We start from the raw sequence: 21,780 nt of genomic DNA, 5'->3' as shown, positions 1-21,780 counted from the left end.
ATATTCTGCGACTGCACCCTATGGTGCAGTCGCTTTTTTTATGCAAAAAATAGGAGGATTCATAATGGAAAATGTTTGTGGAACAAGCCGCATTGCCGGCTGTAGTTTTTCGATTTACCCGATGGCAGACAAATTTAAGGAAATTATTTTAGACGCACTAAATCAAGTAGACACGTCAAAGGTTTGGATAGAAACAGACGATGTGACTACACTTGTGCGCGGAAGAATCCCTCATGTATTTGATGTTACATCGGCAATCTTTTTAGCAGCCGCGAAAACAGATGAACATGTTGTTTTTAACGGCACCTATTCGATCGGATGTCCAGGTGATTCAACTGGCGATGTGTATATGGCAGAAGATGAAACAAAATTAAATATGTACAACACCAAAGATATAAAACTGGAAACCGCTTCTAAATTTTCTCTATATCCATTAGGCGGCGGTAATTATATGGATATCATTTACACACAAATTGAAAACATGCGAGCGCAAGGGATTACGGTATCAAAATCACATTACTCCACTCGCCTCGATGGCGATGCATACGATGTGTTTACAGGATTGGAGCACGTCTTTACCGAAACAGAAGCATCTGGTTCTTCTCATACTGTGATGACAGTTACCATGTCGGCAAACAGTCCTTCTGCCAAAGGAGCAACCATATGAAGAACTGGCGTATGAAGGATATTGTTGTTATGGCAGCACTAGCTGTCGTATTTGGAATTGTGTACTTGGTATTTCTCCCTGTCAACGTTGTGATGATGGGATTGATTGGACCTATTGGAACAGACATTATCTTCGGAGTTTGGTTCCTCGTATCCATTGTTGCTGCTTATATCATTCAAAAACCTGGTGTCGCTCTTGTCTCGGAGACAATTGCTGGAATTGTTGAAGTGCTGATTGGCAGCAGTGTCGGACCAATTGTTATACTTTCTGCTGTCGTTCAGGGGCTTGGGGCGGAAGCTGCTTTCGCTATAACCCGTTATCGCTCTTATCATGTGTTTGTTTTGATGGGAGCCGGCATAGGAGCTGCAATCACAAGTTTTATTTGGGGATATTTTCGCGGCGGTCTCACTGCTCTAGATCCTTCCTACGTCGTACTCATGCTGGTTGTACGTATCATTAGCGGTGCGGTAATCAGCGGATTAATCGGAAAAGCAATCAGTGAGGCGCTGGCTAAAACAGGCACATTGACGAGCTTCCCGCTCGGCAAGACCTATCGTCAGCGAAAAGCAGGATGAAAGATATTCTGCTCGAAGTTAATCAACTGTCCGTTACATTTGAAGAAGAAAGCCGCCCTACTCTAAATGAATTGAGCTTCAGCATTAAGAAAGGTGACAGCATTCTTTTACTAGGTCCAAGCGGATCTGGCAAGAGTACGCTCACTTATTGTTTAAACGGTTTATATCCAAAGGAGCTTGATGGAGAGATGGGTGGAACCATCTCATTCTGCGGCAAGTCACTCCAACAATATGCCAGCGGGCAGCTCAACCTAGAAGTAGGAACGGTTTTTCAAGACCCAGAAACACAGTTTTGTATGCTGACGGTAGAAGATGAAATTGCTTTTGGCTTGGAAAACAAGAAAACAGCTCCCGGGCGAATGGATGCAGAAATCGAGCGGGTTCCCTCTCTTGTCGGGTTAGCGCACCGGAGAAAAGATAAAATTCATACACTCTCTGGCGGACAAAAACAAAAACTCGCCTTAGCAGCAGTTCTTGCGTTAAATCCTAGCATGCTTATTCTCGATGAGCCAACAGCTAATCTGGATCCAGCCGCCAGCAACGAGCTGGCAGAGACAATTCATCAGCTGAAAGAGCAGCAGAACCTTACACTTCTAATCATTGAGCACAATATTGATTACTGGCTTCCAGTAATTAATCGAACGATATTATTAGACCAAGATGGCACCCTTTTCTTTGATGGGGAGATGACAGAAGCAATCAATCAATACGATGCCGAACTCGAGCAGCGCGGAATTTGGCTGCCTGAGGCAACCCGACTTGCCAAAAGTGCAAAACTAGCAAAGCCATGGCCGCTCGCAGCCGATCAGCTGCCTAAAGGATTAACTTTGCATGCAGAGAGACAATCCGCTAACCAATTTGATAAGGTTCTGTTAAGAATTGATCGCGGCCGCTTTAAGAGTAAAGATAAACTCCTTCTGGACATTCCATCACTTGTTATCCATCGGGGAGAATTCATCGCAATTACTGGAAGAAACGGCAGCGGAAAAACGCTTCTATCGCAAATGATGACCGGCCTGCTAAAGCATGCATCAGGGAAAATAGAATTTATGGGCAAACAGCTCAAACGGTGGAAGCAGGAGGAACTGTATCAGCAAATCGGATATGTGTTTCAAAATCCAGAACATCAATTTCTGTCAGATTCCGTTCGCGAAGAAATTGCTTTTGGCCAATCAGCCAGTACAGCTAAAACGGAAAAATTATTAAAGGAAATCCAGTTAATCGAACATGCTGATAAACACCCTTTCCTCTTAAGTCAGGGTCAAAAAAGGCGACTCAGTGTCGCGACGATGCTCGTTCAAGAGCCGCAGCTGCTTGTGCTGGATGAGCCAACCTTCGGACAAGACAGCCGTACGACAGCTATGTTAATGCAGCAAATGACAGCACAGCATCAGCGCGGTTGTACAATTGTCATGATAACGCATGATATGGAGCTGGTTAACCGTTATGCATCTCGTGTTCTCCTGGTTAATGAAGGAAAAATTATTCTTGATAACACACCAGAACTTCTTTGGAAAACGGCCAGCTTGGCGGAATATGGGCTCTCTCTGCCATTAACAGAAACCTATCAGCAACAAGAACAGAAGGTGAGCCTTCATGCATAACATCAACCCTAGTATAAAAGCAGGTACTGTTACAATTGCAGCCATCGCCGTTGCATTTCTGTTTGACCCTGTTACCTTGCTGTTATACGCCGGCTGGACAATGGCTGTCACCTTGCTGTTCGGGAAAGTACAGATAAGAAAATACCTCCTCTATCTGCTTCCCTTCACAATCTTTGCACTTGGTATGCTAATTTCGACTTTGCTATTTGCTAAAGCACCAGAGCATCCTTCTGTCACACAGCAATTTCTATTCTGGAACTTACCATCGGAAACTGTGCAAGATGCACTGGCTTTGGCTATTCGCGTGTTTAGCTATGCTACCTTATCCCTTTTGTTTGTCCTGACGACCGACAAAGTTGCCTTTATTTTAAGCTTAATTCAGCAATGCCGTGTATCGCCAAAGCTTGCATACGGCATATTAGCCGGGTATCGTTTTTTGCCGTTACTGACAAACGAATTAGCTACCATCCAATCTGCCCACCTTGTTCGGGGAGCCAGAACAAAAACAAGCAGACTGACGAGATATAAACAATATACGATTCCTTTGTTGGCAAGTGCTATTCGTAAAGCCGAAAGAACTGCCGTAGCCATGGAATCCAAAGGTTTCACCGGAGAAAGAGATCGAACATATTACCGCTCTTATCACATACGATGGACAGATTGGGTCTTCAGTTTTGTCATGATCTTCGCACTTGGCTTGTGCATAGTCTTTTCTAAATCGTTTCAGTAGCTGCCAGAAAGGTTATACTGGAGGAAAAAAGGAGCTTTAACATGTGCGGCAGATTTACACTACTAACGCCCTGGGAAGAACTTTTGCGAACGTTTGACGCTGTCTCGGAAATAGAATCACTTGAGCCAAGCTACAACATTGCACCAACCCAGCAAATTGCAGCAATTATCCATGACGGCAAAAAACGCAAACTAGGCAGTCTGCGATGGGGACTGATCCCGCCATGGGCACCTGATAAGAAGATCGGCAGCAAAATGATCAACGCCCGAGCGGAAACACTTCAGGAAAAACGCAGCTTCAAGAAAGCCTTCCAAAAACAGCGCTGCCTCATTCCTGCCGACAGCTTCTACGAATGGAAAACCGAAGACGGCAAAAAACAGCCCATGCGCATCCAGCACAAGGACAAAACCCCATTCGCCTTCGCCGGCCTCTGGGAAAAATGGCAAGACGACGACGGAAGCAGCATCTACACCTGTACCATCATCACAACCGAAGCCAACAGCTTCATGCAACAAATCCATCACCGCATGCCCGTTATTTTACCAGCCCATTCACAAGACATCTGGCTGGATCGATATGAGCAGGATACGGAAGCACTACAGCAAATACTAAAGCCTTTTTCAGAAGAACTGACTGCGTATCCAGTTTCAACGCTAGTAAATTCACCGAGGAATAATAGAGAGGAATTGATTAATCCATTGTGAGAGGAGGCATGTGTAGAGCATGCTTCTTTTTTCTATAAAATAAGCAAAGATGGATTTTCTTTTTTAGATGCTCATCATGAGTTTTTGTCTATATCATCCCTTAGTCGACCTTGACTCAAGGCTTGCATACACTCAAAACATTACGAAATTTACAATCTTACTGCTTATTATGTATTTATTAATTTCATTCTAACGCTTTTTTAGTGAGTATTATTAGGCTAACTCTTATCCTTATACCCTATTTTATTCTGTGTTCATCATTGCACATAAGTTTTCTACATGAAAAAAGTACTTGTTGTCCTTTTGACAATCATGTACTTTATAATAACGTCCAAAATAATTAAAATCTTTTTGAGCAGGTTCCACCTTAAAGGTTGTTACTTTTTATTTCTTCAAACCACTCATCTGCAATTTGACGAGCGGTTTTAGTATCGTGATTAGTATAGACTGGCTCATATTTATACTCAGCTTTGAAACCACCACTTTTCACATCAAATATTAATTTCATTTCCGTTGGCATATCTTTTCCAAATTCTTCACACAAAACTTTTATTTTTTCAATATCATCATTTATGGTGTCTAAAACTTGAAATCCTCGCTCCGGAGACACATCATACTTTTTAACTCCATCTTCAATTGCATCATTTAATCTATGACTCTTCACATAATTATTGTTAATTAAATAAAAAAACCTACTAGAAATAATACTTTCTTCATACGAAGCATAGACATAAACTCTATCCGCCCTGTCTTCAACAAACTCCATACAGATAGATATCATATCTGCCTGCAATTCAGTAAATCTGTCTTCAAATTCTTTCATAACAAATATTCACTCCCCAATCAATTTAGAAGAACTTCTTTGTTCCACTCACCATCTATAGTATATTTAACTATAAACTTTTCTGGTCGCATATCTTTCCCACTATACATTATTTCGACATCAGTCGTTACCTTTTTAGGAGGAACTTCATTTAATGCCGCAGCCCATTCATCCTCAATCTTCTTATACTGTTTCAAATTAACATCAGATAACTGCGATACCAAATTATCCAGCTTAGGTGAACCACCAAATCTATCGGCTGCCAAATGACCTGCATGGTCCTTTCCTTTTATTTCACCTAAGGTATTTCTGCTATGGGAAAGTCTTGTTTCTCTAGAAGTTAATTGTAAGTTGTCCGTTTCAAACTTAGAGATTCTACCAACATTATCAGTTTCATAGAAGTAATCGTATTCACCTGTTTGGTATCTAATATTCGGCTTTAATCTATTTCTTCTACCGTTCGTGAATTGTCTTCCCTTATCAACAAATGTCTTTATATCACTTACTTCAGTTGTAAGCTTATCCGTACCCTTAGAACCTGCCCCAAGTCTATCTACTACCTTCGTAGTCCCTGATTCTAGTTTATTAAAATTACCGGGAGATGCAAACATTATACCGTTATCTGTCGCTAAGCTTGCTTGTGGGAACATATTCAGGACTTTTGTAATTCCTGCGTCTCCCTTTTGTGCGACTTTGATTGCTTCTTCGCCGAGTTTGTTTTTTAGAACGCTTGTGGAATTTCTAACAGAATGACTGGCGTTTCTTAATCTGGATGATGTTTGCTGACCTGCTGTTTCTACTAGTTGTTTTACTTTAGATGTTTGATGAGCGGTTTCACCTGCTAGTGAGGAGCTTAGTTTTGTTTTATTTAGTGCGCCCCCTAAGTCGACCACTTTATTAGTGGTGCGCGCTGTTCCTGTGAAGGTTGTTGCGGCTTTTCCTACGGGCAATATATCGACTGGTGCCGCTAAGCCGCGCACCCAGCGCTCTGATGTTTCTAGCTCCCGTCCAGATGCCCAGTCCTTCCCGGATATAGCGCTACCCATTTCTGCGCTCGCATAGGCGACACCCAATACCGCTCCCGCCGGAGGACATACAACTGTAACCGCAACTGTAACAACAAGGGCGGCTATGTTAACCCAAAATTCCTTGGTGAATTGATCGTCCTCTATAGACTCATATTCGAAAGCACGCGTGTTAACCGCAGTGGTTCGGTAGTCTTCTTCGCTGATATCTTCGTCCGGGTTTTCAGCTTTATATTCTGCAATGGATACTGTAAAATGGCTGTTCGATGATGTTAATATCATAGCCACACTTCTTCAACTCTCGTTGTATCTTAGTCATCATGAATTCTCTATTTCTCATAAGTTTTTTGATTGATTTCCACCAATTTTAAACATGCGAAAAAGCACTTGATGCCTCAAGTGCTTTTTCTCTTTTGTAACTATTATTAATACATGTAGCCTTATCTTATTTCAATGTTAGTCATGCAGTTTATCCAGAAATTCTGTAAATGTTGCTGCAACATAATATACATTTTCTCTTGCACTTTCTTCAGCCTGATCTTCTGTTAATCCTTCTTCTTCCAATAACATTTCTTTTTCAGCAGCGTTTTCATGTTCCCAAAAAACTACAATTGGATTATTTTCATGATTTTTATAATCAAAACATATTAAATTTCCTGCAGGGTCAAAAGCAAAAGGTACTAAATCCTTAGGTAAGGAAGAAACATAGTTATCATATACTTTAACGATATTTTCACTACTATCGTTATTGTAAGAAAGGAGCGTTCCAAACACTCTAGTTATTCCATCAACATCAAAATTATAAGGTATTACTGCAGAACCGTTATTTTGAACAGCACATTCTACATAATCATTCGGAAGTATATAACCAATTTTTTTTCCTACCTCAATAACATAATCCTTTGAAACTGTTTCATCTGGTATTGGCCATGTCAAATCGCTTCTCATCTTATTCCGCCTCCCCATAATTTGTTACCGCCAAGGTGATTCACACCATGTTTATCCGATATTACTAGTTGCATTTTACCAGGTACTTGGTGATGATGCCATGTTAGCCCCTCTATACGTGGTAATTCTAGTTCTATCATCTTTAATTGTCTTGATGTAAAAATGTCCCTTGGTATATTTCCTTGCTTTATTTCTTCTTTCAATTGCTTTGTACATTCCACAAATTGTTTATCATCTTTGGCAATATATAAATCTACTTCTAACTTATGTGTAAATTTAACATCATCACCTTTAAAAATCGGAAAACCTAAAACATCATAATCTACGCCTTTCACGTGTTTTCCTCCCGCCAATCCTTTATTAACTATATTGTTCTTTGGTGAAGCATTTAAGTAGTCGTCTACATGTCCTACAACCACCTTAAATTCCTCTACACTGTCGTAACCAAATTCTTTTATCGTTCTATCGTCAACAACCTTTAAAAAGTCTTCAACACTATCGTAACCTTTTGGAACAATAGATCTATTTACCAAGTTTCCATTCAAATCATAATCTTTTTTTATTACTTCATCAAATTCAGAACGGTGAACATTATCCGTACCCTTAGAAGCAGACCCAAGTCTATCTACTACCTTCGTAGTTCCTGCTTCTAGTTTATTAAAATTACCGGGAGATGCAAGCATTATACCGTTATCTGTCGCTAAGCTTGCTTGTGGGAACATATTGAGAACTCTTGTAATGCCTGCATCTCCCTTTTGTGCGACTTTGATTGCTTCTTCGCCGAGTTTGTTTTTTAGAACGCTTGTGGAGTTCTTCACTGACTGGCTGGCGTTTCTTAATCTGGATGATGTTTGCTGTCCTGCTGTTTCTACTAGTTGTTTTACTTTAGATGTTTGATGAGCGTTTTCACCTGCTAGTGAGGAGCTTAGTTTTGTTTTATTTAGTGCTCCCCCTAAGTCGACCACTTTATTAGTGGTGCGCGCTGTTCCTGTGAAGGTTGTTGCGGCTTTTCCTACGGGCAATATATCGACTGGTGCCGCTAAGCCGCGCACCCAGCGCTCTGATGTTTCCAGCTCCCGTCCAGATGCCCAGTCCTTCCCGGATATAGAGCTGCCCATTTCTGCGCTCGCATAGGCGACACCCAATACCGCTCCCGCCTGTGGACATACAACTGTGACGACAAGGGTGATTACAGCCACGGAAATGTACCACCTCTGCCATCTTATTTACCACAGAGTGACAAACAATTTACCAGTTAATGCCACGGCCTTTACCACTAAAACTAATACCATTTATATAATGAACTTGCACACCTATTGGCGTGACATTATATAGGAGGTTTTTTTATGCTTCAATATTCTAGAATTTTGAGATTGAAAGCAAAGGGACTTAGTTTAAGAAGCATTGCATCAAGCACAGGGAATTCAAGGCAGAAGATTACGGAGGTCATCGAAAGAGCGAAAAAGAAGGGGTTAGTTCCGCCTTTAGATGACGAGATGAATGATAAGTGGCTTGAGGAATTCCTATTCCCTGCAAAGTCGTTTGAGAATTCAGGAAGGTTCCCAATTGATTTCGATTACATCTATGCGGAGCTGGCAAAACCTAATGTCACCTTATCTTTATTGAATTATGAATATGAGTCAGACTGTCGAATCCTATCAGAGTTTTGTTCGTCATTATAGTAACTATGCGAACAAGCACAAGACGACCATGCGTATACGGTGCAAACCCGGAGAACAACAAAAAAATCGATAACGAACAAGAATTGACGAGAAAAACAGAAGCAAGAAATAATAATTACGGTTTCGTACGTGGAGCTGCCTCTGCCTATTACGGAGGGACTGAGACAAATGAATAAACAGACATTGAGCAAATTACACGAGATGAAATTAAGTGGAATGGCAGAAGCTTATATGGAACAGGCATCAAGAAGAGATTTTCACAAGATGGACTTTGATGAGCGCCTCTCTTTGCTTGAGGACTTGGAACATTCACGTAGAAAAAGCAACAAACTTCAACGTCTCATTCAGGCAGCCTCCTTTTTAGATATGAATGCGTGTATCGAAGATATTGAATAGCATGCTGATCGGAGACTGAATAAAGAATTAATTTTAAAACTAGCCGGCGGAAGTTATATTCTAAATGGCCATAATATTATTTTAAAAGGTCCAACTGGATCGGGAAAAACATATTTGGCGACAGCACTTGGTGTATCCGCATGCAGGCAATCTTTCAAAGTCAAATACATCCGTCTCCCAGAGTTGCTTGATGAGCTGACATTAGCTAAGCTCGCAGCGGACGGAAGTTACCGAAGGTTGATTAAGAAGTACACAAAAGTGGATTTACTGATTCTTGATGAATGGTTGTTGACTGATCTTTCTACAGAAGAGTCCGCCATCTTGCTTGAGATTTCTGAATCACGTCACAAAAAGGCTTCTAACATATACTGTTCCCAAATAGATACGAGCGGATGGCACGTAAGATTAGGAAATGAAACAATAGCGGAGGCCATCTTAGATCGTATAATCCATGACTCCTATCAAATAATGATCGACGGTGAGGTCTCCATGCGTGAGCGATACGGTTTGAACCCAGCCTAAATAACAGAAAGACTCCATAGAAGCATCGTTAGAAAAAGTATATAAGCCCCACGGTTTGTCAGGCGCCGTAGGGCTTATAATGATAAGTGGTAAAGTGGTTGGCACTCACTGGTACAAAGGTTGTCACTGAGTGGTAAATATTTTGGCAGAAGTGGTAAAAAATCATGGTTGTAATCACTTCCTGGAGCGCCTCTTTTTTATTACGTGTCTTACAACGATAGAACTCTCTTTGACCACCTTTGTAAATGTACTCAATTTGAGCTCTTGCCTTCATGAACCGTTCGATCCTTGCTAAGCCATTACTTCTTGCACTTATACTTGATTTTGCTGTGTTGCTCCCCATGTTTAAAACATCCTTTCTGAAGATAATTTATATAAAACGCAAAAAGCGCTCTCCAGAGTCTATTAAATACACTAATGTGTAGACAATAGCTCCAAAGAGCGCGTAACGTTTCATAGTAAGGTTATTAATCACCGCGAACCAATAATGGTTGCTTTAAAATAAAAAAGAAATTTCTTTATAAACTTAGTATACAATAAATTTCGGCTTTTAATAAAGTTGTAAAGGATTTGTGTTAGCCCAGTGCTTTAGTAATATCTTATGGAGTACTCTCCCTTTAAGACCATTTCAACAAATTCATCTATATTATTAGTAACTTTAACTTTTTCATAGTCGTCTAAATCTTTCGTGAAAATTACGATATCTTTCTCGCCTTCTTCATCAATCTCTTTGAATACTCTATTTACGACATTGATAGTCTCTCCATTCTTACCTCCTTTATAATCAACTTGGTTTTGATTAATCTCTAATATGTCTAAGAGCAACGAATTATATTTGTCTTCATTGAATTGAGTATCCAGATTATTTAATAGCTTTAAATATTCTTTTGCTGTAGATTTTGGTGCATTATCTGACCATAATTTCTGCTCTTCTGCTGTAGGATAAAAATTTTTATATTTGGGATAGTTGTTGGCTTTCAATAGTTTGTTTATTTCTAAAGAAAGTTCTTCGTATTCCGCTTCGTCCATACTTGAAATCGTATTTACGATATCCTCGTTATCTAAACCCTTTACTTCATTTAGATAATGAGGAATAAGAACACTTGCTCCAATTGGATATATATTTGTATGTGAGCTTGATAATGTCTTTGCGGTATGATTTATTTTATCTAACCCTAATCGTTGAATCAGATAATCAGTGTTCGGGTTTGAACTATAAGTAATCATTCCTTTTGCTATTTCCTTTATTGTTACGTACTTTTTATCTCGTACTACTTCATCTTTCCAAGTTTCGTGAGTTGAGTTAGCGTCCTTTATAAAGTTATAAAATTCAACCTCCTCTAATGGTATCTTTTCATTAATATCAATTGAGTTACCCTGATATTGATTAACTAATTCCACTGCAATAATTACTTTGAAAACACTTGCTAACGGCATTAGTTTATCTGCACCAAACTCAAATGAAATATTGTCATTTTCACTCATCACTACACTAATCTTCTCTGGATTTGTTTCAACTAGTCTTGCAACAAATCTAGGATCATCTTTCTCCAAAAGATAATTCCCAAGTAATAAAGAGGAAACAGCAAGTACTAATATTGAGATAGCAACAATTATTATCCATTTTTTCATGATTAAATATCACCTTAATTTATTCATCTTTGAATTTATTAGAATAGCTGTGATAGTCCACGCTACAATTATCGGTGCACTGTCCTACTGGAATAATGTTTCTTTTAGACGCAATATAATCATACAAACGCTGACCAAATCCTAAGATCTTTGCAGTGTACAGAATTGGAAGAGAGATCCATAACAAAGGCATTCTTTGTATTATTTGAATAAATGCATCAATACCTTCCTTTGGTTTCTTTTTCTTATCAAAAGAATGCATTCTTTTTTCTAATCTCTCGATATCTATATTGTATACCTTAAGGATTTCAGGATTTCGGAATGATTGAAACGATATAGTATTAAAGGTATCCAGTTTCTTTAAGTTTGTTATGCTCTTAATACACATCGGACACCATCCGTCATACAAAACCGTAATAGTGTTTGTTTGTACCGAGACTTTCTCATTTTTAGCTACCTCGTGCGTCGCCTTTCTATTTTTAATCGAATCATTTAACTTTTTTGTGTATCTTGATACTGCATTATATTCCTTATCTGTAAAAAATAATAGTTCAGCTACTATCATCGTTAGAGAAAATGTAATCAATCCCATGAAAATTCCTATACCTATATGAAAAAGCACAACTGAAATTACAGCTATATATTTCGTGTTTTTATTTGTAATTAGAAATGGGAACGCCAGTTTAATTACTACTGATGCATAAGTAGTAAGTACCATTAATGTTTCATTGCTTAATGCTATACTTGAGAAGTTTGGATTTGAAAACACATCAGCTTGCATAATGTAGTACAAAGCAGTACCATTTGACCACATTTCCCCCATAATTTGATACAACCCGGATACGAAATAAAGAATACAAACTTGTATTATACAAGCTAAGACAGCAAAATTATGAAACGTACTTTTAATCTTCTGAAAGTAATTTGAGTAATCTTTAATAGCTTTTGATTTAAATGAATCGAGTGAGTAATAAGCAGTAGTGTTGGCAAATAGTAGATAAAAGAGAAGGAGATACATTAGATTATCTCCGCCATCTGTCATTAAGAAAGCCACTTGAATAAAAGAAAACGTAAATATGTAATTTATAACACTGATAATTCTTCCTTTATAACCAAGTGTAAATAAGATTGCGAAAATAATACCTGCATGATATAAGAAATCAAAGTAAAATTGGGATGAAGATAACGCATATAAAGTGAAGTCAATTGTATAAAGATTGTCTCCTAGAATGCCTTGAGGACTAAATAACACATCTCTTTGAAAATACAAAACTGTGTAGTTATACAATATAATCAAACCTAAACCGATTCTTGCAAGACTGGCTCCTTTAAGAAAACGATCTTCACTCATATACCAAAAGAATCTCTCTAGAAAATTACCTTTAGATTTAATTATGTTATTTTTCATTTATCATTGCTCCTTAAAATAAAGGTAAAACATCATCAGAAATAGGCTGTTTCTCTATAGCTGCAATAAGTTCCCATTCTCTTTCTTTATTCTCGTTTCTCTCACTATAAGGTATGCTTTTCTGATTAAGAACTCTCATTTCAATAGTTTCTATCTTTTCATGTGGAAAAAGGTATTTTGCGTAAGAACTAGCGTATCTTAATAAATATTCATGATTAGTATCGTATCTATTTTTAGATTGCTTATCCAATTCAGCTAAACTTTCATTCTTATCATCTTTTGCTTTTATTGATTCTCGAAGATCATGTACCAAGGGCTCTTCACTTAACATTTGCGATGTAATAGATTGTGTTATTCTTCCAAGCCTATTATAAGGAGAAAAATAATTACCGTGCATCTTTTCAACTATCGGATTAGTAGTATCAATCCATCCGGTCCCTCCTTCTTCAAACTCTAACTTTATATGCAAAGCATCATTGGAACTAATAGGGTCAGGAGCGAAAAGTGTCCATGTTTGAGTAAACAAAGGATTGACGTAATTTGTAATCTGTTTGTTATACTTTAAAACAACAGGATTAAATGGGATTACAGAAAATAGCAATATAATAAAATGTGCTGTCAGAATAAACGTCAAGATTATTGGTATAAACTTAATCATTTTTTTCATTTAATCACCCAAATTTTATTCAAATTTTAATAAACAGACATTCTTCAGTTTTATATGAAATCAGTCTTAACCAGAAGAATGTCTGCTAAATTAGGCACTTTATAAATTAAACAGTTATAATGGCTAAATACAAATATCTCTTGGTTTGATACCACATTGGGGATGTTGCTATATATATTAGCCTATTATAAATATTGTCTAATGAATTACTGATACCGTTTACAATAACAGTGAGTGGAATTTAATTATCAAATAAGTATTCTAATTCTTCTTTATCGATATTGGAATCTTCTGAGTGTTGCACACCGCCTAATCCAATCATACTTTTAAGACCTTCTTTAACCATCATTTTGTCTGCGGCTGGGATAGCTTTCCAAGCCATAGTCCCTGCTCTTGCTGCAGCCACTGCGGCAGCAGGAACTGCTTGAGGTTCATACGTTCCATTGTCCGAATCCACTACAACTGCTTGTTTTTGAGATGCTTCTTCAGAAGATGCTAACGCGGATGTACTAAGTCCTCCTGTAACTACAAGTCCTGTCACAAGTGCTCCTACCAAAAACTTCTTTTTCATTGGTATTACCTCCTTGTAGAATTTTGTATTACAGTAAGGAATTATAGATTATATTCGGGAAATTGGAAATAGAAATCCAAATTAGTTTACATATAATTAACATAAATGTAATTGAAATGGTTAATTAATACTAAATCATTTAAACATGGACAAACTTTAGTCCCAAAGAAAAAACACTTTCATTTTAATGAAAGTGTTTTTTCTTATTACTTAAAGATTTGTGCAATCGCTCTAGGAATTGCTAGTATGAAATCCGTAAAGGTTAATGCATTCTCAGCTTTTTCTACTCTATCTTCAAAACTATCTTTGTTCTCTTTTTTGTTAGATATAGTATCTCCTCTTATAGGCTCATAGTCATCTTTAAACCTGATACGAATTGACTTGGCCTTTTCGAGATCTGCAGAATCCATAACTTGAAAATGTAAATGGGGTTCCGAAGAATTACCGGAATTTCCACAGTGTCCTATATGTTGACCCTCATTGACTTGTTCTCCAGTCTTTACTTTTATTGAACCTTTTTTTAAGTGCGCCAACATACTATACTCTTTATTTGCGTGCTCTATAATCACATAATTACCTTCTGGGTTATTCGCATTCATCTCTCCTGGTACATTATCTTTAACCCCGTCTATAACCTTTATAACTTTCCCATCCTCAGGTGCAAGTATATCTTTACTAAAGGCGAAATAATTTTCGTTTAGATAATCAGTATCTTTATTTGTTCCATTATCTTTACCGGTCTTCACTAAGTCATATGCGTATCTTTGATTTTCATATGTGTAATGGTAATTTACCATTTCATTAGCTCCACCCCAATATACAACCCATTCGTCTTCTATTGGCATACTATACTTATTCTTAGTATAGACAGTGTCGCTTTCAACACTAGCTCCATATGGTTTTAAAAGGAGAGATTGAATTTGTAAATTCTTATCAACAGATACGCTTATGGCCTTACTTTCTCGATCGTCTAACCAAATATAATGATTTAATCCTTTCAGAATAGATTTAAATTCAAGTTTGTAATAATTTACACCTTCATTAAAAGACATGGATAATTCTATGAAGTCTTCTAACGAAATTAAATCTTGAAAATCTTTAGATGAAAGGGAATAAATTTCTTCAAATTGCTCGTTCTTAAACATTTCTCCAAATTCTTCCGGTTTAAACAGACTACTTATCAATTTTAAAACCTCCATCTTGAATTTTGAGTCACTTAAGAAATTGAACTTATACTGTCTGAAGGATGGTATTACATTATCCTAACATATATATCTGTGGTTATAACATAATATACCAGCTGCTTTTTCAGTAAGGAAACTATTCTCTTTAAATCTAGTTTTACATTCACAATATACTTAAACTGTTCTAAATCAGCCAATTTTATTGTATTTGGCAAGTAGAAAATGCACTGTTTGGCACTTAAAAATGCAGCGCCTGCCAACCTAATCTTATTGTTGCTGATTCATTATGGAATCCTTGTGACGAAAACTATCTCGATTAAACACGATTAGATGAGAGTAGTGTATTAGGCGATCAATAAAAGCTTCTATTAACTATATTGTTCTTTGGTGAAGCATTTAAGTAGTCGTCTACATGTCCTACAACCGCCTTAAATTCCTCTATACTGTCGTAACCAAATTCTTTTATCGTTCTATCGTCAACAACCTTTAAAAAGTCTTTAACACTATCGTAACCTTTTGGAACAATAGATCTATTTACCAAGTTTCCATTTAAAACATAATCTTTTTTTATTACTTCATCAAATTCAGAACGGTAAACATTATCCGTACCCTTAGAAACCGACCCGAGTCTATCCACTACCTTCGCAGTCCCTGCTTTAAAACAAACTGAGCTCCTCACTAGCAGGCGATACCGCTCATCAATCATCTAAAGTGAAACAACTAGTAGAAACAGCAGGACAGCAAACATAAAATTACCGGGAGATGCAAGCATTATACCGTTATCTGTTGCTAAGCTTGCTTGTGGGAACATATTGAGAACTTTTGTGATTCCTGCGTCTCCCTTTTGTGCAACTTTGATGGCTTCTTCGCCGAGTTTGTTTTTGCGGCGATAGCTTGATCGGTTTCAATCATTTTCTCCAGTGTATATATAACCCATGCGCAGTTACAGACATAGTGATTCTACAATTTCTTAAATCACTATTAGCATTCGGGATAGGCTTCCACCGATTTTACTGACTAATTCTTACTTTCCGGCAGTCTCTGGGAAAGCATATGACAATCAAACAGTTTAATAGTAAGTTAAATACTTGTTATACGTTTTTTTACAGAGCTTCATCTTTTGTGTTATATGTAAGAAGCACTTGATGCATTTTAACAATCAAGTGCTTCTTGCTAGGTTTCCATAATTTTTCTTTGCAGATACAATTTATAATTTTAGAGACTACCATACTCCTCTATAACTGCTTTATCAGCACTGAATTCATAAAATCTTTTAATTAGACTATCTATATCCTGCTTTTTAACTATTTGCTCTAACCATTAATTGGGAATACTATCCATTTTGTAAATCATGCCCGCTAACGAACCCGTAATTGATGCGACAGTATCAGTATCGCCACCTAAATTAACTGCTGTTAATACTGCATCTTTAAAATTATTTGAATTCCCCAAGCTCCAAATTGCTGCTTCTAGCGTATGAACTACATATCCATCAGATGCAATTTCCTCTCTATCTAATGTTAGAAAATTATCTTCAAAAATTCGTTTATACTGATGTAGTTCCTCCTATATATATGATCCTCATGAAAATTATCAAAAAATAATCTTTGTATGCCTTTTATAGACTGTTTTAATGAATTATTATGATATAACCTAATTAATAGCTCAACATATATAATAGATCCTACTATTGACCTAGGGTGAGAATGGGTGATTTCTGTATATTGTTTAATAACTTCTATTTTCTTCTTAAAATTAAATTCTTTGCAAAGCAGAAAAGCGAGCGGTGCCAATCTCATTACCGCGCCATTCCCGTTATCGTATTCAGAATCCCCACCACATTGCTCCACGGGCATGCCAGATTTATATTTTTCTATGGCTTCATTAGTCGTCCTACCAATATCAAACATTTTACCGAAAGGTGTACAATAGCCTGAATCTCTATATAATAAAAATTTATTCATTAAATCATTTAAAGTTCCTTTTTCAACTATGTTCTCTAGTAAGCATAAAGTTAGAGATGTATCATCCGACAATGTTCCCGGCGGCTGATTATAAGTACCATACCCTTCGATATCAACTATATTAAATGTATCCCTTTTTTTAAATTCAACTGGGACACCAATCAAATCTCCTAAAATCCCTCCATACATAGTTGGGTATAACCTTTTTTTATATTTAACCTAAGGAAAATCTTGTTATCGTCATTCCATCTATCTTCCATTCTTCTACCCGACATACATTCACCCACTTATCTAAAATCAAAATTACGGTAATTTTTTATTTCCTGTTCTACCAGTACATACAAAACAGTATTCAGTGCTTTGCAGTATCATAAGTATCCCCGCTATATAAAATGTCATCTCGCTCGGTTCTCGAACCTTTTTCGACAGTTAAAGTATTACAACCGTACTCCATGATGGTATAGACATCATGAGGTCTCTTTTTTATAGACCAAATAAACATAATCGCGAAAAAGAACACGTGGGTTGCCAAAATGCAATCAAGTGTTCTTTTCTTCAAAACTCTTATCTATTGAAATATTATTGAATAGGTCCCATTAGTTGAGTAATTATGAGAATATGTTCTTTTAATTTCATTTTTTTTAAGTTCTCAACTTTTTCAGGGCCGCCTAAACCCAACAAAGGTGTATAACCGAAACATTCATCATAGTCCAGTTCGTTATACTGATTAACTGCTTCCGGGTAAGGTTTCCAAGATAGATCTTCCTCTCTAAATTCTCGATCGTAAATATCTGAGAAGAAGAATTCAAATGTAAACATGATTATTTTTATTTTCCGTATCTATAAATTAACAATCTTACATATCCATCAGACCATATATCTAAGTCACCAAATCCTGTAGCAAAGAGGAGAATTGAGTCCTCATATCTCTTAACGTAATCAGTCAATAATATTACAAGTATAAAAAAGTACTTGTTGCCTTTTGACAATCAAGTACTTTTAATTAATTAAATATTGTTACTTCTTATCTCCTCAAACCACTCATCAGCAATCTGACCAGCCGTTTTTGTTTCATGGTTAGTATATACTAAGTCATACTTATATTGAGCCTTAAAATTTCCATTGTTGACATCATAAATTAATTTCATTTCTGTTGGCATTTCTCTTTCATGTTCATTGCATAACGCTTTTATTTCTTCTATATCTTCATTAATTATACGCATTACTGCAAGCATTCGTTCAGGAGACACATCATATTCATACTCCCCCTTCTCCACTGCATCATTAACTTTATGACATTCCAAGTATTTATTATTTATTAAATAAAAAAATCTGCTCGATATAACTCCTTCTTCGCATGAAGCATAGACATACACTTTTTCGGCTCTATCTTCAACATATTCTAAGCAAATAGATATCATATCTGATTGGAATTCACTAAATTTATCTTCAAATTCTTTCATTCTAATCATTCTCCCTAGTTTAGTTTATAAGAACTTCAGATCCCGGTTTACCATCAATAAAGTAATTAACTATAAATTTATCTGGACGTACACCCTTCTCGGTATAAGTTATTTCAACGTCAACCGTTACTTTCTTAGGTGGTGTCCCCTTTAAAGCTGCAGCCCATTCATCCTCAATCTTCTTATACTGTCTCAAATTAACATCAGATAACTGCGATACCAAATTATCCAGCTTAGGTGAACCACCAAATCTATCGGCTGCCAAATGACCTGCATGGTCCTTTCCTTTTATTTTACCTAAGGTATTTCTGCTATGGGAAAGTCTTGTTTCTCTAGAAGTTAATTGTAAGTTGTCCGTTTCAAACTTAGAGATTCTACCAACATTATCAGTTTCATAGAAGTAATCGTATTCGCCTGTTTGGTATCTAATATTCGGCTTTAATCTATTTCTTCTACCGTTCGTGAATTGTCTTCCCTTATCAACAAATGTCTTTATATCACTTACTTCAGTTGTAAGCTTATCCGTACCCTTAGAAATCGCCCCAAGTCTATCTACTACCTTCGTAGTTCCTGCTTCTAGTTTATTAAAATTACCGGGAGATGCAAACATTATGCCATTATCTGTTGCTAAGCTTGCTTGCGGGAACATATTGAGAACTTTTGTAATTCCCGCATCTCCCTTTTGTGCGACTTTGATTGCTTCTTCGCCGAGTTTGTTTTTCAGAACGCTTGTTGAGTTCTTCACTGACTGGCTGGCGTTTCTTAATCTGGATGATGTTTGCTGTCCTGCTGTTTCTACTAGTTGTTTTACTTTAGATGTTTGATGAGCGGTATCACCTGCTAGTGAGGAGCTTAGTTTTGTTTTATTCAGCGAGCTTCCTACATCGATTACTCTGTTTGTGGTGCGCGCTGTTCCTGTAAAGGCCGTCGCAGCCTTTACAAGCCTTATGTAATGTCACCTCGGTCGTTTCTCACACTTTTTTGGATAAAAAAAGTTTACAGGGTACTCCATGATGGTACCACCATCATAAGGTCTCTTTATGTAAGTATTTATTGATCAAATAATCTATAATGAAAAAAACACTTGTTGCCTGAATGCAATCAAGTGTTTTTTCTTTAAGACTCTTATCCATTGAAATATTTATTGAATAGGTCCCATTAATTGAGTAATTATAAGAATATGTTCCTTCAGTTTGACTTTTCTTAGATTCTCTACTTTTTCTGCTCCACCTAATCCTAATAGCGGTGTATAGCCGAAGCACTCATCATAATCCAACTCACTATATTGTTTAAGGGCTTCGGGATAAGGTTGCCAAGACAAATCTTCATCTTTAAACTCCAAATCATTAATATTTTGAAAGAAAAATTCAAATGTAAACATAATTGTCTTTACCACGCCATACCTGTAATTAAGTAGTCTAACATATCCATCTGACCAAATAACTAGGTCACCCATACCTGTAGCAAACAACACAACTGAATCCTTGTATCTTTGACTACTCTCTCCCAGAATATCTTTAAATTCCTCTGGATTTACACTTTTAAAATACCCTTGCGTAAATGTACCAAATCCATAATTACTCCATAGATCTATAATTTCATTAGGTACCAGTTGCCTATATTTTTCAATGATTTCACTCGGAACTTTATTATGCAATTTGAAATCCTTTAAGTATTTTTCCATTTATACTCCTCCCACTAATGTGTTAATTTCACATTCAAATAATTATTTTTTAGTTGTTCTGGTGTCATACTTTTTGCTAATTCCTTGATTTGTTCATCAACAACATCAATCCTATACCGCCATTGACTACCTATTGATGAATTTATTCTCTTATCTCCCATACCGCCTATTACTTCTGCCTTTCCTCCCGCTATCTGGTCTGGGTTGTGAAGTGCAGCTTGAGTATCTAACCACGCCTTAGCTTGTTTCTTAGCTTTCGATAACGTTAATCCTTCTCTTTGTAGTTCATTTACCTTTTGCACATAAGCTTCTTCCCTAGCAGCTTGTTGTGCAGCGTTACCTTCAATTGCACGCCCTTGTTCAATATACTTCTCACGATTTTTTAGATACTCATCAACTGTAAGTTCATTCATTCCTTTTTCTTGGTCTTTCAATTGTCTTGCAAACTCTTCAGAGTCATGTTTATCATTTCTTTTAAAATTAACTTCAACTTCTTTTATTCTTGGTATATCATCCAGATGCTTTGCATTACCCGTACCCTTAGAAACCGCACCAAGTCTATCTACTACCTTCGTAGTCCCTGCTTCTAGTTTATTAAAATTACCGGGAGATGCAAACATTATGCCATTATCTGTCGCTAAGCTTGCTTGTGGGAACATATTAAGTACTTTTGTGATCCCTGCGTCTCCCTTTTGTGCGACTTTGATTGCTTCTTCGCCGAGTTTGTTTTTTAGAACGCTTGTGGAATTTCTAACAGAATGGCTGGCGTTTCTTAATCTGGATGATGTTTGCTGTCCTGCTGTTTCTACTAGTTGTTTTACTTTAGATGTTTGATGAGCGGTATCACCTGCTAGTGAGGAACTCAGTTTTGTTTTATTTAGTGCGCTCCCTAAGTCGACCACTTTATTAGTGGTGCGCGCTGTTCCTGTGAAGGTTGTTGCGGCTTTCCCTACGGGCAATATATCGACTGGTGCCGCTAAGCCGCGCACCCAGCGCTCTGATGTTTCCAGCTCCCGTCCAGATGCCCAGTCCTTCCCAGATATAGCGCTGCCCATTTCTGCGCTCGCATAGGCGACACCCAATACCGCTCCTGCCGGTGGACAGACAACCGTAACTGCAACTGTGACGACTAGGGCGGCTATATTAATCCAAAATTCTTTGGTGAATTGATCGTCTTCTATAGACTCATATTCAAAAGCACGCGTGTTGACCGCAGCGGTTCGGTAGTCTTCTTCGCTGATATCTTCGTCTGGGTTTTCGGCCTTATATTCTGCGAAAGAAGTTTTAATTTGATCGGCGTAATAATTATCCCCGCTAAGGATATCGTCTATGTTGATTTCTTTTTTCTCTGTCTCATATTCCGAATAGGCACCGTATCCATAGGGCATGCTTGTTACTTCAACTGCGCCGATGTGGTTTTTCGTTGTATAGTTGGATATCGATGCATCTCGGACTGTATGGACAAATTTATCGATGTCTTCATAAAAGGGCTGATCGATGGTATCTTCTACAATATTGCCGACTTTTGCTG

23 protein-coding genes and 2 pseudogenes are annotated in these 21,780 nt (G+C 37.3%); 7 read left to right on the top strand and 18 right to left on the bottom strand.

The window, feature by feature from the left end; genetic code table 11:
• The first annotated feature begins 61 nt into the window (after nucleotides 1-61).
• Genes KS242_RS06940 through KS242_RS06920 form a run of 5 tightly spaced genes read left to right on the top strand, consistent with a single transcriptional unit; the run spans nucleotide 62 to nucleotide 4,280 of the window.
• A complete protein-coding gene (locus KS242_RS06940; protein ID WP_371747629.1) occupies nucleotides 62-667 on the top strand; it encodes a YkoF family thiamine/hydroxymethylpyrimidine-binding protein in 606 nt (201 codons plus the stop codon).
• Entirely contained in the window at nucleotides 664-1,242 is a 579-nt protein-coding gene (locus KS242_RS06935; RefSeq protein WP_217323646.1) for an ECF transporter S component, read from the top strand. Before KS242_RS06940 ends, KS242_RS06935 begins: the two co-directional genes overlap by 4 nt.
• Complete coding sequence (locus tag KS242_RS06930) at nucleotides 1,239-2,846, top strand: ABC transporter ATP-binding protein (protein WP_217323644.1); 1,608 nt, start codon at nucleotides 1,239-1,241, stop codon at nucleotides 2,844-2,846. The genes KS242_RS06935 and KS242_RS06930 overlap by 4 nt, the downstream gene beginning before the upstream one ends.
• Nucleotides 2,839-3,576, top strand: coding sequence for an energy-coupling factor transporter transmembrane component T family protein (locus tag KS242_RS06925; RefSeq protein WP_217323642.1), 738 nt, complete (start codon nucleotides 2,839-2,841; stop codon nucleotides 3,574-3,576). The genes KS242_RS06930 and KS242_RS06925 overlap by 8 nt, the downstream gene beginning before the upstream one ends.
• 41 nt (nucleotides 3,577-3,617) lie before the next feature.
• The gene (locus tag KS242_RS06920; RefSeq protein WP_217323640.1) at nucleotides 3,618-4,280 is read left to right on the top strand and encodes an SOS response-associated peptidase; all 663 of its coding nucleotides are present in this window, start codon (nucleotides 3,618-3,620) and stop codon (nucleotides 4,278-4,280) included.
• A 367-nt stretch (nucleotides 4,281-4,647) separates the two neighbouring features.
• Here the strand turns inward: KS242_RS06920 and KS242_RS06915 are convergent, their stop codons facing one another.
• From KS242_RS06915 to KS242_RS18075, 4 genes are all read right to left on the bottom strand, one after another.
• Nucleotides 4,648-5,103 carry an immunity protein YezG family protein gene (locus KS242_RS06915; RefSeq protein WP_217323639.1) on the bottom strand — a complete coding sequence of 152 codons (456 nt, stop codon included), beginning with the start codon at nucleotides 5,101-5,103 and terminating at the stop codon, nucleotides 4,648-4,650.
• Nucleotides 5,104-5,123: 20 nt separating this feature from the next.
• Nucleotides 5,124-6,410, bottom strand: a complete 1,287-nt coding sequence (locus tag KS242_RS18080; protein WP_254391835.1) for a DNA/RNA non-specific endonuclease — start codon at nucleotides 6,408-6,410, stop codon at nucleotides 5,124-5,126.
• Between the two features lie 174 nt (nucleotides 6,411-6,584).
• The gene (locus KS242_RS06905; protein ID WP_217323637.1) at nucleotides 6,585-7,076 is read right to left on the bottom strand and encodes an SMI1/KNR4 family protein; all 492 of its coding nucleotides are present in this window, start codon (nucleotides 7,074-7,076) and stop codon (nucleotides 6,585-6,587) included.
• Nucleotides 7,073-8,275, bottom strand: a complete 1,203-nt coding sequence (locus KS242_RS18075) for an HNH endonuclease (protein ID WP_254391834.1) — start codon at nucleotides 8,273-8,275, stop codon at nucleotides 7,073-7,075. Before KS242_RS18075 ends, KS242_RS06905 begins: the two co-directional genes overlap by 4 nt.
• Before the next feature lie 147 nt (nucleotides 8,276-8,422).
• Between KS242_RS18075 and KS242_RS06895 the strand changes: the two genes are divergently transcribed.
• Nucleotides 8,423-8,758 carry a hypothetical protein gene (locus tag KS242_RS06895; protein WP_217323635.1) on the top strand — a complete coding sequence of 112 codons (336 nt, stop codon included), beginning with the start codon at nucleotides 8,423-8,425 and terminating at the stop codon, nucleotides 8,756-8,758.
• 168 nt (nucleotides 8,759-8,926) lie between these two features.
• Nucleotides 8,927-9,676 (top strand): annotated as a pseudogene (istB, locus tag KS242_RS06890) (IS21-like element helper ATPase IstB).
• Between the two features lie 58 nt (nucleotides 9,677-9,734).
• Here istB and KS242_RS06885 read toward each other — a convergent pair.
• From KS242_RS06885 to KS242_RS18320, 14 genes and pseudogenes are all read right to left on the bottom strand, one after another.
• Nucleotides 9,735-10,019 (bottom strand): DUF6018 family natural product bioysynthesis protein, encoded by a 285-nt coding sequence (locus KS242_RS06885; protein WP_217323633.1) that lies wholly within the window; start codon nucleotides 10,017-10,019, stop codon nucleotides 9,735-9,737.
• Nucleotides 10,020-10,264: 245 nt separating this feature from the next.
• Nucleotides 10,265-11,308 carry a serine hydrolase gene (locus tag KS242_RS06880; protein WP_217323632.1) on the bottom strand — a complete coding sequence of 348 codons (1,044 nt, stop codon included), beginning with the start codon at nucleotides 11,306-11,308 and terminating at the stop codon, nucleotides 10,265-10,267.
• 19 nt (nucleotides 11,309-11,327) lie between these two features.
• Complete coding sequence (locus KS242_RS06875) at nucleotides 11,328-12,716, bottom strand: DCC1-like thiol-disulfide oxidoreductase family protein (RefSeq protein ID WP_254391833.1); 1,389 nt, start codon at nucleotides 12,714-12,716, stop codon at nucleotides 11,328-11,330.
• 13 nt (nucleotides 12,717-12,729) lie between these two features.
• Nucleotides 12,730-13,383 carry a DUF5819 family protein gene (locus KS242_RS06870; RefSeq protein ID WP_217323630.1) on the bottom strand — a complete coding sequence of 218 codons (654 nt, stop codon included), beginning with the start codon at nucleotides 13,381-13,383 and terminating at the stop codon, nucleotides 12,730-12,732.
• Nucleotides 13,384-13,624: 241 nt separating this feature from the next.
• A complete protein-coding gene (locus KS242_RS06865; protein WP_217323629.1) occupies nucleotides 13,625-13,954 on the bottom strand; it encodes a hypothetical protein in 330 nt (109 codons plus the stop codon).
• A 206-nt stretch (nucleotides 13,955-14,160) separates the two neighbouring features.
• The gene (locus tag KS242_RS18250; RefSeq protein ID WP_305852603.1) at nucleotides 14,161-15,138 is read right to left on the bottom strand and encodes a M23 family metallopeptidase; all 978 of its coding nucleotides are present in this window, start codon (nucleotides 15,136-15,138) and stop codon (nucleotides 14,161-14,163) included.
• A gap of 352 nt (nucleotides 15,139-15,490) precedes the next feature.
• Complete coding sequence (locus KS242_RS06855; protein WP_254391891.1) at nucleotides 15,491-15,844, bottom strand: hypothetical protein; 354 nt, start codon at nucleotides 15,842-15,844, stop codon at nucleotides 15,491-15,493.
• Nucleotides 15,845-16,458: 614 nt separating this feature from the next.
• Nucleotides 16,459-16,641, bottom strand: a complete 183-nt coding sequence (locus tag KS242_RS18060; RefSeq protein WP_254391860.1) for an ADP-ribosylglycohydrolase family protein — start codon at nucleotides 16,639-16,641, stop codon at nucleotides 16,459-16,461.
• Nucleotides 16,642-16,658: 17 nt separating this feature from the next.
• The gene (locus KS242_RS18055) at nucleotides 16,659-17,291 is read right to left on the bottom strand and encodes an ADP-ribosylglycohydrolase family protein (protein ID WP_254391832.1); all 633 of its coding nucleotides are present in this window, start codon (nucleotides 17,289-17,291) and stop codon (nucleotides 16,659-16,661) included.
• A 390-nt stretch (nucleotides 17,292-17,681) separates the two neighbouring features.
• Nucleotides 17,682-18,031, bottom strand: a pseudogene (locus KS242_RS06845) (T6SS immunity protein Tdi1 domain-containing protein); the annotation flags it as partial.
• Nucleotides 18,032-18,109: 78 nt separating this feature from the next.
• Nucleotides 18,110-18,565: an immunity protein YezG family protein gene (locus KS242_RS06840; RefSeq protein ID WP_217323627.1), complete on the bottom strand. Its 456-nt coding sequence runs from the start codon at nucleotides 18,563-18,565 to the stop codon at nucleotides 18,110-18,112.
• A gap of 19 nt (nucleotides 18,566-18,584) precedes the next feature.
• On the bottom strand, nucleotides 18,585-19,310 hold the full coding sequence (locus KS242_RS06835) for a DNA/RNA non-specific endonuclease (protein WP_254391830.1): 726 nt from the start codon (nucleotides 19,308-19,310) through the stop codon (nucleotides 18,585-18,587).
• 396 nt (nucleotides 19,311-19,706) lie between these two features.
• Nucleotides 19,707-20,249, bottom strand: a complete 543-nt coding sequence (locus KS242_RS06830) for a T6SS immunity protein Tdi1 domain-containing protein (protein ID WP_217323625.1) — start codon at nucleotides 20,247-20,249, stop codon at nucleotides 19,707-19,709.
• A 14-nt stretch (nucleotides 20,250-20,263) separates the two neighbouring features.
• Nucleotides 20,264-20,869, bottom strand: coding sequence for a polymorphic toxin type 15 domain-containing protein (locus KS242_RS18320; protein WP_371747628.1), 606 nt, complete (start codon nucleotides 20,867-20,869; stop codon nucleotides 20,264-20,266).
• Between the last annotated feature and the right edge of the window lie 911 nt (nucleotides 20,870-21,780).

Origin of the sequence: Terribacillus sp. DMT04, assembly GCF_019056395.1 — a bacterium.
GTDB classification, from domain to species: Bacteria; Bacillota; Bacilli; order Bacillales; family Amphibacillaceae; genus Terribacillus; species Terribacillus aidingensis_A.
The sequence above is the reverse complement of the archived record's forward strand: the minus strand, read 5'-3'. Positions and strand labels throughout refer to the sequence as shown.